General features: G+C 57.3%; 6 protein-coding genes, 4 pseudogenes and 1 other annotated feature. Of the genes and pseudogenes, 7 read left to right on the top strand and 3 right to left on the bottom strand.

The genetic code is table 11. From position 1 onward, the window contains the following. Positions 1-95 precede the first annotated feature (95 nt). Positions 96-1,030, bottom strand: a pseudogene (locus tag ABIB80_RS35520) (IS3 family transposase); the annotation flags it as partial. Next, positions 630-746: a sequence feature (AL1L pseudoknot), on the bottom strand. Its footprint overlaps the pseudogene before it by 117 nt. 295 nt (positions 1,031-1,325) lie before the next feature. Between ABIB80_RS35520 and ABIB80_RS35525 the strand changes: the two are divergent. From ABIB80_RS35525 to panB, 7 genes and pseudogenes are all read left to right on the top strand, one after another. Beyond that, positions 1,326-1,514, top strand: a complete 189-nt coding sequence (locus ABIB80_RS35525; protein ID WP_354129225.1) for a hypothetical protein — start codon at positions 1,326-1,328, stop codon at positions 1,512-1,514. 1,688 nt (positions 1,515-3,202) lie between these two features. Beyond that, a pseudogene (locus ABIB80_RS35530) lies at positions 3,203-3,731 on the top strand (radical SAM protein); the annotation flags it as partial. A gap of 54 nt (positions 3,732-3,785) precedes the next feature. Further along, on the top strand, positions 3,786-4,139 hold the full coding sequence (gene panD / locus ABIB80_RS35535) for an aspartate 1-decarboxylase (RefSeq protein ID WP_354129226.1): 354 nt from the start codon (positions 3,786-3,788) through the stop codon (positions 4,137-4,139). Between the two features lie 70 nt (positions 4,140-4,209). Continuing rightward, positions 4,210-5,254 (top strand): annotated as a pseudogene (locus tag ABIB80_RS35540) (aminotransferase class I/II-fold pyridoxal phosphate-dependent enzyme). Further along, positions 5,251-5,883: a dethiobiotin synthase gene (gene bioD / locus ABIB80_RS35545; protein ID WP_354129227.1), complete on the top strand. Its 633-nt coding sequence runs from the start codon at positions 5,251-5,253 to the stop codon at positions 5,881-5,883. The pseudogene ABIB80_RS35540 and the gene bioD overlap by 4 nt, the downstream one beginning before the upstream one ends. Then, positions 5,883-6,204 (top strand): annotated as a pseudogene (locus tag ABIB80_RS35550) (aminotransferase class III-fold pyridoxal phosphate-dependent enzyme); the annotation flags it as partial. The gene bioD and the pseudogene ABIB80_RS35550, both read left to right, overlap by 1 nt. A gap of 486 nt (positions 6,205-6,690) precedes the next feature. After that, positions 6,691-7,563 carry a 3-methyl-2-oxobutanoate hydroxymethyltransferase gene (gene panB, locus ABIB80_RS35555; protein WP_354129259.1) on the top strand — a complete coding sequence of 291 codons (873 nt, stop codon included), beginning with the start codon at positions 6,691-6,693 and terminating at the stop codon, positions 7,561-7,563. Between the two features lie 969 nt (positions 7,564-8,532). Here the strand turns inward: panB and nolL are convergent. Together nolL and ectB are read right to left on the bottom strand one after the other, a co-directional pair. Further along, entirely contained in the window at positions 8,533-9,654 is a 1,122-nt protein-coding gene (gene nolL, locus ABIB80_RS35560) for a nodulation factor fucose acetyltransferase NolL (RefSeq protein ID WP_354129228.1), read from the bottom strand. Between the two features lie 922 nt (positions 9,655-10,576). Further along, positions 10,577-11,839 (bottom strand): diaminobutyrate--2-oxoglutarate transaminase, encoded by a 1,263-nt coding sequence (gene ectB / locus ABIB80_RS35565; protein WP_354129260.1) that lies wholly within the window; start codon positions 11,837-11,839, stop codon positions 10,577-10,579. Positions 11,840-12,333 lie beyond the last annotated feature (494 nt).

Genomic DNA, 12,333 nt, shown 5'->3' on the forward strand with positions numbered 1-12,333 from the left:
GAAGACACTAGGCTGGAAAACGCCGGCGGAGGCGCTTGACGATCTTCTGTTATGAGTGAAAGTAACTGGTGTTGCGACGACCGTTTGAATCCGCCTTGGCTGCCCCTGTCGCTGTGGTGAACGAGCCCGCCACGATGAACCGGCCGTCGATCGTGCAGAGCCTGTTCCAGCGCATCCAGCACGAAGCTGGCGTGCGCTGTGCGAGAGGCTCACCAGCCCACGATCCTGCGGGCATAGGCGTCGATCACGAAGGCGACGTAGACAAATCCGGTCCAGGTCGCGACATAGGTGAAGTCGGACAGCCACAGGACATTCGGCCTTGGCGCCTTGAACTGGCGGTTGACGTGATCCAGCGGGCATGGCGCAGCCTTGTCGCTGATCGTGGTCTTGACGGGTTTGCCGCGGATGACCCCTTGCAAACCCATGTCCCGCATCAGTCGCGACACCGTGCAACGGGCAACATCGAAGCCTTCGCGCTTGAGCTGGCGCCAGACCTTGCGCACGCCGTAGACCCGGAAGTTCTCGTCGAAGACGCGCCGGACCTCGATCTTCAGCCTGGCATCCTGCCTGGCTCGCGCCGACAGCTTGGCCGGATCGCGCCGCTTGGCCACATGGGCGTGGTAGGTCGAGGGGGCAATCGGCAAGACCTTGCAGATCGGCTCGACCCCATGCGCCCCACGATGATCGTCGATGAAGGCGATCATGGCTTGGACCGGCGGTCGAGCTCCGCCATCGCAAAATAAGCGCTCGCCTTGCGCAAGATCTCGTTGGCCTGTCGAAGCTCACGGTTCTCCCGTTCCAGGGCCTTCAGCTTCTCGGCCATGTCGGTCGGAACGCCGGCTCGCTGCCCGCTGTCGATCTCGGCCTTCTTGACCCAGTCATGCAGCGTCTGCGGTGTGCAGCCGATCTTGGCCGCAATCGAGGTCACTGCCGCCCAGCGCGACGGGTGCTCGCCGGCGTGATCCAGAACCATCCGAACCGCACGGTCCCGGACCTCAGGCGAAAACTTGTTCGTCGTCTTGCTTGTCATGGCTCCATCCTCTCAGGAGTTGGAGCCTCCGGCAAACCCGGGGCGGTTCAGTCCAATCTGCACTGTCATTTTGTGTTGGCGTGATGTTTCCAGGCGGGCGTTCTCGACCAAGAAGACCGCAGTCAAGCTTACTCGACGCGCTTGCGTCTACTGCGATTGGTTTGTCGCATCTCAGACATTGACAGAGCGGGCGGCAGATGACGGCAATGAGGTGCTTTTGCGCAAGCCAACCTACGGGATCTTACGTAGGGCATGTGTCGCATTCTCTTGATCTAAAAATTGCATCGTCTTTTGCATGAAGCAGAAGAAGCCATTCTCCGACGCCAAACATTGGCGAGGCCGTGCGGAAGCGACGCGAGTAAAAGCGGAGTCGCTCAAGGACGACACATCCAGACGCAGGCTCCTCAGGATCGCCAAGGAATATGATAAGCTGGCTCGCCGCGCGGAGGAGCGGCAAAGAAAGGAGGTTGACGGGCAGTTCTGATCCCCGCCGGAGCGAACGGTTGCATCGAAGGTCAAGGCGTTGTGATCGCAGCGCAAAGCCTCGGCCGTCGGACGGCTCTAGGGCAAACGCCCTGATCGGTAACGCCAATGAGCGAGGCTGCTCAAACGTGCGGTCAGCGCGTCCGAGCCTCTGGCCGTGAATCGCTTGTGGGTCAGGGTGGCCGGCCACTTAGATGATGCGTTGACGGTGTCTCAGGCGTCAAGCTGGCTAACCGCTGGACATGGAAAGGCATGAGATGAAAGCCGACCGTCTGATCGTCGCAAAGAGCGAAATTACAACCTCTCGCTCGACGAACTGGCGAAGCATTTGGCGTCGCTTTGCATCATTTGCTGAAGCCGGCGACGTGTCTTTGGGTGACAAAGTAGCCGGTTCACCGGATCACGCCACGCGAATTGGCTTCCGCCGCCATTTTGGGCGTCAGGCGTTTCAGTCGAGCTCTGGCGTCTTGGACCAAACACACGGATAGCTCAACGCCATAACGTTGCGGCTTATTAAGGCGAGGCGGCGAGCAGAAGCTCCTGCTGGCTGGCTTGCGTGGCCAAACCATCGGAGATGTCTGCGCGGATCGTCTGCATGAGGCAAGTTCGCACCGAAGTCACGCATGACGAGAAGATCCAAGCGAAAATCATAGCCGAAAGACCTACCACGAAGAGCTGTCCGGTGGACGATTCCTGACGGACCGATGTTCTTCATCCAGATAAGTTCGGTGCAGATGATCAGGAGTAATTGCGACTGCTCATGCCGGGGTGGCAACCGCTCGATATATCAGTCAGAGGACACGAGCGGTGCCGGCGTCAACTCTATCGGCCGAAGCAAGGAGGAACGCGTGAGGAAGCAAATTGTAGAAAGACTCGAGGCAGGGCGCGTCGGCGATGGCCGACTCGCCGCCGAACCAGGATCTGGTCCTTCCGCTCACTTCTTCGTGCAGGGGCCTTGTGGCTGCCACCTCAAGATCATCGGCTTCGTTCGTCCGGGATGGGAGCATGTCTCGGTGTCGGCGCGACGCCATCTCCAAACTGGGACGAAATGTCGCTCGTCAAAGACCTGTTTGGGACGGCGCGGCGAAATCCGTTATGAGATCGCACTCATCTGCGCAAACAGATTTGCCGCTTGAGACGGCCGGAGCCCGACGGTGTTTAAGTCGAGCGGCGGCAAAGTACTTTGCTGCTCCTACAGGCGGGGAGCACACCGTCGATGGAGCCTAGGTGACCTAATGGTGCACAGGCCCGCCAACGGCGTGCGGGTCACCACTCTGCGCCCAAAGCCCAACCCGCTGCTCCAGGCGGCGGGAGGCAACGCTCACACAAGTGGCTCGTCCGAACACCGTTTATTGTGCGGAATGCGACGTGCGTAACCACACCAGCGAGGAATCGTCCGGGGACGAATAGAGCAGGTCCGTGAATCCGTTATATATGGCGCGCGGCCAAACACATTAATTTTAGGAAGGGATCCTATGGAGCGCAACCACGGTACGCATCGGCTAGTTGCCTGAGTGAGAGGCGCTGAGCAGTGTTGTTGCGCGTTCCTCGATGGTGCGAGGGAATCCTGCGTGAGAGGCGGCTATGAGCCTGATATGAGCGCCATCCCGGCGAAACTCGGCGACAATTCTCGTTTGATACCGGGCAAGAGTGTTGCTTTGCAGAGCTACGCACGATGGTGTCGACTATATGATTGAGCGAAAGTCTTGGGGGGCTGAGGAAGTCGAAGGCAATCGCGGCCGCAACGGCGCGCCGGTTGGCCGCGACTGGGAACGTGCCGAGGCCGGGGAGCTCTACGCGCTGCCACTTGCCGACCTCCTGTTTCACGGCCAGCACGTTCATTGCGACAATTGTGGTCCAAACCACGTCGGAACCGCAAGCTTGCTCAGCGTCAACACCGGCGGTTGTTCTGAAGACTGCGCCTACTGCGCACAGGGCGTGCATTACGACACTGGCCTGAAGGCGACTCGCTTGATGGATCGCGCGGATGTGGTCGCCGCCGCGCAGCACGCCAAGGCCGCCGGAGCGATTCGCTTCTGCATGGCCGCGGCCTGGCGCAGTCAAGGACCGCGATCTCGATCAGGTCTGCGACACGATTGTCGCCATTAAACGTGTTGTCACGGAGACGTGCGTAACGCTCGGCATGCTCACGCCAAAGCAGGCCGCACGGCTCGTCGACGTCGGCCCCGACTTTTACAATCACAACATGGACGTCGCTTAGGTTGTCAAACCGATAGAGGTGCTGCGCGCAAGCGATCAGCGTAGGTGAAAAATGCGAATTGTCTTGATGAAGGGAACGATTCATTGTGCCTCGGTAACTGAAGCCGACCTGCACTATGAAGGCTCGATCTCGATTGATCGCGGGCTCCTGGACGCGGCCGGTATCCTGATCAACGAACGCGTCGAACTCTACAATCTTGAGACGGGAGCACGCTTTGCAACGTTTGTGACAGAAGCGCCACAAGGATCCGGCACCGTAGACGTGAACGGTGCGGCGGCCCGACTGGCGATGCCCGGAGATAAGATAAGTATCGTCGCATACGCGTCATTTGACGAGGAGGATGCAAAAATCTTCAGGCCGCGCATCGTGCTGGTTGATCGAGAAAATCGCATCCTGCCGGTTTGAATTCAAAAGACCCTATTTTTCGTCGCCAGTTGAAGTTTTGCGGCGTCCATCGTTGCTCAGCGAGTGAAGAATGAGTTCCGTCATTGCCGCTAAATCGGCCAGCTATGTGGCAGGCCTGGATGCGGTTAAAGAAGACGATCGCCTGCGCGGTGTCATGCCGCGCATCGGGACCGACTTTTCATCAAGCGATTATCTGGCCCTGGCAAGCGTGCCGCGCATGGAAAAGGCCATTCTGACCGCCCTGGAAGCCGGTGCTCCGATCGGAGCCAGCGGACCACGGCTTCTGCGCGGTAACTGCGAGGAGCAGGAATGCCTCCAGACAGAAGCCGCGGGGCTCTTCGGGGCGCAGACCGCGCTCTTCATCGGCGGTGGCTATTTCGCAAGTTTTCCAGTGCTGACAATGCTGCCGCAACGGCACGGTCTGCTTGTCCTTGAGTCTCTGGTTCACGCCAGTACTCATGAAGGGGCGCGAGCTGGCCGAGCCGCTTTCAGAATCTGCGCACATAACTATCCGGAGGCTATTGAGAGCGAAACGCGCGACTGGCGTGCCGCGGGCGGAGCGGGGCAGGTCTGGATCGTAGTCGCGAGCCTTTACAGCGTGGATAGCGATTTACCACCGCTTGAAGAGTTGCTCACGATCGCGGACCGACACGATGCGTTCTTGGTTGTGGGCGAGGTGCATGCCACCGGTGTTTGCGGCGAGAAGGGACGAGGGCTCACAGCGCCCAATGAAGGACGCGAGAATCTCCTCGTTGTTCATGCCTGCGGTAAGGTGCTGCGAGCTGCCGGCGCACTTGTCACCGCCTCCGGCGTCCTGCGCGACTTCATAATCAATTTCTGTTGCCCGTTTGTTTTCGCGACCGCCCCTTCGTTAATAGCGTTGGCCGTACGCGAGGCTCTGTTGATCCTGCAGGAGGAGGCGGAGCGCCAACAGCGCCTGGCGAAGCTTGTCGCGTTCACGCATCTGGAGATGGTGGCGCGAGGCGAGAAGAGACCTTCGAACTCGCAGATCCCGCCCTATATGGTAATTTTGCTGACGCTCAACGTCGAAGAGCATGAGGTTACGTGCGATGCTCGATGCGCTCACTGAGGAGACGAGGGGCGGGTCCCGATGAGTCAGCGGATCGTGGTGACCGGCACAGATACTGGGATCGGAAAAACTGTCTTTTCGGCAGGCCTTGCCCATCTGCTCGGCGCGAATTATTGGAAACCAATTCAGGCCGGTCTTAAAGAAGAGACCGACAGCCAGCTGGTCGCCCGACTGGGCGGTCTGTCGGCCGATCGGATCATTCCGGAGCGTTACCGTCTTAGAACGCCCGCTTCCCCGCATCATTCCGCCGAAATAGACGCAATTCGCATCGATCCCGATTCGCTCGTGGTGCCGGATGCCGGGGAGCGACCGCTCATCATCGAAGGCGTCGGCGGGCTGATGGTGCCGCTGCATTCCAGCGCACTTTACATCGACGTCTTCGAGCGGTGGCGGCTTCCCGTCGTGCTTTGCGCCCGCACGCAACTCGGGACCATCAATCACTCTCTGCTGTCGATAGAGGCCTTGCGAAAGCGCCAGATCGAACTTCTTGGGATCGCATTCATCGGGGAAAGAAATTCTGAAACTGAGAGCGCAATTTGTGAAATCACGCGGGTGCGTTGGTTAGGACGGCTTCCCTGGATTTCTCCTCTGACAGCAGACAACCTGCAGGCTGTCTTCAAGGGCTCGTTTATCCCCGGCGATTTCGGGCCTTGATGCCAAACAAGAGGTGGCCAACTTGGCATCCATTCACGCAGCATGCTCTTGACAACGAAATGGCCAAAGTTGTGCGTGGCTACGGTGCTTATCTCTACACTGCGCCGGTCGGATCAAAAATGAAACCGCATCCTGGTGGGTCGCCACTCACGGCCATTACTATCCGCAAATCGTGAGCGCGATTTAGAAGAACAGGCCGGCAAGCTGAACCAACTGATTTTCGCCGGCTACACGCACGATCCGGCTGAAGAGGTCGCTCGGCTCCTTCTGAACATCGCACCCCGAGGCGTCGAACCTGTTTTCTACTCGGATAGTAGCTCAGGAGGCGACGCACGCGGAGATGGTGGACAGGTCATCCGCATTCTGGAGTGTGCGGCAGCCGTGCGAGCGCCGGCGCATCTTTCCTGTTTCGCTCGCCTGGATCACGGTCGCTTCGGAATTGCCTGCAGTCCGCCGAAGCCGCGGCTTTGAGCGCCAATCAACGGCCATACGAAATCGACATGCCGCCTTAGCGTGGGCTTTGACACGTAAATCGGAGCCTCATAAGGACATTCACCGACGCCGCGCGCGTGCATCGTCTACAGGCCGCCGTTTTGAGTCGCAGAATGTTTGGATGCTGGAGTCCCAGAATCACATCGCAGAGGAACATCTTGAAAGAGTTTGTTTGCTGATCGCGCAATCATTGGAAACTTTGTGCTCTCCAACTTCTCAGTGACGCGCCTTTTCAGGCTCCCTATTGACAGAGACCATTTGCTCTTCCAAGGGAAAGGCCATTTCCAGAAACATGCGGGCCGGGTCCGATCGAACATGAGTCACATTTCGCAGCTGTCAGGTGAGCGCGTCACGACTCCAGTTCTGCAACGATTCAAAGAGGAGAGGCGCGCCATCGTCATGACCACGGCTTATGATGCGGTAACGGCACGTATCGCCGATCCTGTGGTCGACGTCATTCTTGTTGGCGATAGCGTCGGCAACGTATGCCTTGGGTTTGATGACACGTTACCGGTCAGCATGGCTATGATGAACCACCACCTGGAGGCGGTCGCGCGGACAAGGCCTCGGGCCATGCTTGTAGCTGACATGCCGTTTCTTAGCTTTCATCTCAGTCCCGACGACACGATACGCAACGCTGGAGGATTCCTTCAGCGTGGCGCCGACGCCGTCAAGCTTGAGGGAGGGGGTAAGCGTGTCGAGATGATCCGAGCCTTGGTGAATTGCGAAATTCCCGTGATGGGCCATCTAGGTCTCACGCCACAAAGCGTCAACGCAATGGGTGGCTTCAAGGTGCAAGGTCGGAACGCGGACGATGCCCTACGTCTGCTTGACGATGCGCACCAGCTACAGCAGGCGGGATGCTTTGCTCTTGTCCTTGAAGGCATCCCGGCTGAGCTCGCTGCCCGAGCGACTGAATCTCTGACCATACCAACGATTGGGATCGGAGCGGGTCCAAGTTGCTCAGGCCAAGTTCTAGTGTTCCACGACGTGTTGGGGCTCGCAGGAAGCCATTATCCAAAATTCGTGCGTGTCTATGTAGAGGGCCATCAGCTGCTGCAGGAGGGCCTCTCGCGCTGGGCAGCTGATGTCCGTAGCGGAGCATTCCCTGCGGCGCAGGAGTCATATCGGCTTCCGGACGGCTTGCGCGGGGCGATCGTAAACTGGACGCCTTCCAAGTCAAGCTAGTGCAAGGTCCAACATGCAAACGAGCAAGTACGGTCGGGGAACTGCGCGGCGCCATTGCAGAGGAGCGCCAGTCCGATAACGAGGCGGGGCTTGCTGCGACGATACGTTGGCCGCACGATCGTCATCTAGCCCTGGCCGAAAGCTCGACGACCTGCGTTATCACCGTTAGTGAGTGCCTTCCTCGCACCCGCCCGAGTTGAGACCAAAAGAGGATCTCGGCAGATCGTCTCGTGACTTCCCAAACGGTGGCCGTGCCGCGAAGCGGGTCGGGTTCGTCTCTGCGCCAGATCCCGGGAGACTTGTCCGGCTTTATTTGAGACCTCGTCGAACCGGCGAACCCGCCAAGCCTCGGCACGCTTGCATTTTCGCGGGCATGCAAAGTACGTGTGCAAGCTGTTTCATCGTGCAGCCATTGTCGCATGCATTGGACGCGGGAGTTCAACAACGCGCGGTCGTGCGCCGCATGATCGTTAATCTCAATTAAATCTTCCGATCGAGATCGTCACCGTCTCGAGACGGTGAGAAGCAGACAGGCTCGCGATGAGCAATCGGATCGCCTCAACGAACATGAACGGCTTGTTGGTTTCCAAGGGCCTTTTACTTCGGGCAGCTGCGGGTCTAGACGGAGATTCGAACGACTGGGAGATCTCGGGTTCAGGCAGTCGAAGAACCATCTTGTTGAGTGTGAATGGATTGGCTTCGATCTGGGAAAACTGACGGCTAGACGATTGGTACAGCCGAAGCTAATCTCACGGCACTCGACCGTATTTGGATGGACGGCAATGGGCTGAGTTCGCCGGTGCCATACAACTGAGAGCAATACACGCTCGATGGGGTTGCTCTTATGCCGATCATCGCCTCGACGGCGGCTCGCCGTCGCCGCCGGATCTGGGTTCGAAAGCTATTCCAGCGGCTTCACAAGTCGTTGCTATCGGCACCTGCCGTACTCAAACGATCAAATGGATACAGCTAATTCATTGCAGGTTTGGCTTGCGGGAGACCTGAGCGTGGCGGCATTCCAAGGACGAGCTGGGACAGATATGGAACGCCTCGAACGATCGAGCGGATCGTTAGGGCGATCGCAATGATCGCGGCCCCGAGCACACCCGCGATGATCAACCGGGTCGTGAGATCCCAAAGTTCTCCGAATTGTATGAAATCCATGAGACGGAACACGGTACCCTGGACCAGGTAGAGCAGCAGCGTGGTCTGGCCCAACTCCACAGCGATAAAGCGGGCCATTCGATTTGAATGGCCAAAGCGCCAGCATTGCAACAGGAGTACGATAGCGATTGCTGACGCAGCTGCAGAGCCAACAAACATCACAAGCACGTCTTGAGTTGACCGAAAGTCGTGAATTACCCCAAGATTGTTGTAGACATAGGTGCTCTTACCCCAAGCTAGAAAGCATACGCAGGTCACAATTGAGAGAGATAAAATCAGGAGCGGCTTGTGATGTCGCAATGCACTGGTCGATCGTTCTCCCGATTGAGCAAGCAAGAAGCCGAAGCAGAAGAACGGGTAAGTAAATCTGATCAGCGGTGATATGGAGAATGTCAGAGGCGCGAGCGCGACCATTATGGCTGAGCCAGCTATGACCCACGATCGGCGGGTAAGCATGGTAGAAATCTTGATGAGAAGGTAGGAAATAAACGTGGCCCAGATGAACCAATATGTGCCAGCGAGATCGTCTAAAAATTCCGAAAGTCCGCTCGTTAGGCTGGTCGCGCGCCACAACGCCGCTAACTTAGCTGTCTCCATTATTGCCCACCAAAACAGCATCGGCAGCAACAGCTGCTTCGCACGGTCGGTGGCGGCTCGAGTGAACGGCTTTTGCAGCAGCGATCGAGCAGAAAGATATCCGCTTATCGCCATAAAAAGTGGCATGTGGAACATATAGATCGATTTGTAGTACGGCGAAAGCCAAAACCCGTCGTCTCGGTAGATGACATACTGGATCAGGTGCCCAACAATCACCAAAACAATGAGTGCACCTTTCGCGAAATCTAAACTGAGATCTCGATCGTATGCCTCTGCCGTGCGCGACCTGGGGACGTTCGTTCGAGTCACGGGTAGCAATGCATCAAACATCTAGATATCTGTTGTTGAGGAGCCGGCGGCCCGTTGTCCGCTTCTTTTGCCTCATTTTTGATCCAAACGAAAGGCGATGGCGGGAGTTTTTGGAAGGGGGAATAGGCTCAGCTTGTTAGGCCTTCCACGAACTAGCTGTGGGCCGCGCATCTCTGAATGCCTCGCGGAACTTTGTGGCAAAGACAAGATACCCTAATTTCGCACACGGCCGTAGCGGCATAGGCGCGGCATACGACTTGCAGACGCGTTTGCGGGAGGGAGACTGTCACGCTCAGTCTCCCACTCGGCCCGACGCATCTCAGACCCGGCAGATGCGTCGGGCTTCCTTGGTTGGCCCAGCATAGTTGGCATGCGGTCCATCACTTTCGCTTGACGCCGAGGTGCTCACGCCAAGAGGGGCTTCTGATAGCGGAACGGCGAGCACGCCAACATTGGGATTACGGCACGTGCTACGGGCGTGCGCCGATAGCGGTGCTCTGCAGTTCTGGAGCAAAAGCCGAGGACCAACCGTTTTGATTGGCTTGTTCGGCTTCGTGTGACTGATGCCGTCAATCCGCGTGCCATGACGACTTTCGTCGCGCTATCTCTTGGTGCAGCTCGTGGCTTGGTGTGCATCCGCGACGGCCTTTAGTTGGATCGTACTCGCAGGATGATTGATAGAGAGCCAGCTCCACTAGTGTCGTTCGCGATTGCGAGGTTCTATGCTCAAAGGTGCTGCTCGCACTCACTGTTGTGGATCGAGGGCAGCAGGCGTTCTTCGCGCATCAGCCGACTCAGCGGATCACAGACAGAATCGGCGTTCAGGCGGCACCTCCATAATCGCGGCTTCAAAACTCCTGAACGTTTCGGCAAGGAGGAGCTCGCGCCAGTGACTTGTGCGGCGATGCTGTTGCGCAACGAATTTGTCTCGTGTGCCTACAAATTAGCTTCCTTGGGCTGAATTCAACGTTTCGGTCAACGACTCCTCGAATATGTCTAGGCCTTGTCCCAACGTGTCTTGGTCGATCGTAAGTGCGGGCAAGAACTTCACAACCTGATCCGTCGCTCCGCATCGCTCGATGATTAAGCCCTTCTTAAACGCTTTATGTGACGTCGCCTCTGCGATCTGTGTCGTTTTGCAATCGAAGCCGCATACCATGCCTCGTCCACGAACAGCAAACTTGTTTCCGTACTGATGCGCGATAGCATCGAGCCGACGCCGCATAAATGCGCCCAAGCGTTGGACCTGCTGCGAGAACATCTGGTTACGCCAATACAGGGTCACGGCCGCTTTGCCAGAAACGAGTGCAAGATTGTTTCCTCGAAACGTTCCCGTGTGCTCGCCTGGTTCCCATGCGTCGATCGCTTCTTTGATCAAGAGCATCGACAACGGCAAGCCGTAACCACTCAGCGATTTCGACATCACAACAATGTCTGGCGACAAAGCAGCGAACTCAAAGCTGAAGAACTCGCCTGTGCGACCACAGCCCATTTGGATATCGTCAACTATGAAAATAGCTCCGACCTCTTTTGCCAAAGCCTGAATTGACTGCAACCATTCCTTACCGGCGACGTTAATGCCTCCCTCTCCTTGCACGGTTTCGACGAGAATGGCGGCGGGAAGGTCAATACCACTGCTCTCGTCCATTAATACCTTTCGCACGTAATCCGCCGGACTGTCAGCGGAGCCAAGATACCCATCATACGGCATGAAAGTTGTGCCGGATAAGGGAATGCTGCTGGCGTTGCGGTAAAAGCGGTTACCGCTCGCAGCTAGGGCTCCCAAGCTGTGGCCGTGATATCCGTTCGTGAAAGAAATGACGTTGTGACGCCCTGTGATCTTACGCGAGAGCTTTAGGGCTGCTTCAACGGCGTTAGCTCCCGTAGGACCCGTAAATTGAAAGCGATAACAAAGATTCCGTTCACGAAGGATGACAGAGCTAAAAGTCTCCATGAATTCGACCTTTGCTGGAGTGGCCATGTCCAAGCCGTGGATGACGCCGTCCGACTCCAGGTACTTGGTGATTGCTGCTTTGATCTCCTGATTGTTGTGGCCATAGTTTAGCGCTCCAGCGCCGGACAGAAAGTCAATGACCTTTCGGCCACCCTCAGTGAACATGATCGATCCGCGCGCCCGACTGAAGACAGCAGGAAAGGAACGTGAGTACGAGCGGACATTCGACTCAAGCGTTTCGACTGTTTGCATTCTGCGCGGCCCGTGTACTCCGACCATGTGATCGTCTCCTCGGCAAGAAAAGCTGCCCGACGAACATGCGCTCGGCCAACATCGTACAAGAGAGTCAAACGTCGTCTCTCGACGTCCTTTGGGTTGCGCGTAGCGCGTCTGAAAATCAGCTCCAGCGATTTACCTGAGAACCGTGCCGAACAAAGCTACTATGTCTAGTAGTATCTCCACATCCAACGAACGCCACTGGCTAAGGTCGTCTTTCGCGGACAGGCTCGCTTAGCCGGCGCGCGAGGAATTGTCGCATGCCGTGCGGTAGCTTGCGTTAGGATGAATCCTGAAAAGGAGAAAGCGTGGACCCAACTTTCATGGTGACCCAAAAGGGCGCACTCCCGTCGGTAGCGAAGGCAGGGCTTGAGATCGCATCGATCAGGGACATCAGTATTACGGCTGCAACGGATGCGTAAGTTTCGGGTGCTTCGGCCCGCCGAAGGATACTGGGATGGAATGCTCCA

The sequence above is a fragment of the Bradyrhizobium sp. i1.15.2 genome (assembly GCF_040548425.1).
Lineage (GTDB): Bacteria > Pseudomonadota > Alphaproteobacteria > Rhizobiales > Xanthobacteraceae > Bradyrhizobium > Bradyrhizobium canariense.

Coding starts and splice junctions, on each gene's coding strand:
- ABIB80_RS35525 (WP_354129225.1), top strand. CDS start 1,326: ATGAAGCAGAAGAAGCCATTCTCCGACGCCAAACATTGGCGAGGCCGT.
- panD (WP_354129226.1), top strand. CDS start 3,786: ATGCGAATTGTCTTGATGAAGGGAACGATTCATTGTGCCTCGGTAACT.
- bioD (WP_354129227.1), top strand. CDS start 5,251: ATGAGTCAGCGGATCGTGGTGACCGGCACAGATACTGGGATCGGAAAA.
- panB (WP_354129259.1), top strand. CDS start 6,691: ATGAGTCACATTTCGCAGCTGTCAGGTGAGCGCGTCACGACTCCAGTT.
- nolL (WP_354129228.1), bottom strand. CDS start 9,654: ATGTTTGATGCATTGCTACCCGTGACTCGAACGAACGTCCCCAGGTCG.
- ectB (WP_354129260.1), bottom strand. CDS start 11,839: ATGCAAACAGTCGAAACGCTTGAGTCGAATGTCCGCTCGTACTCACGT.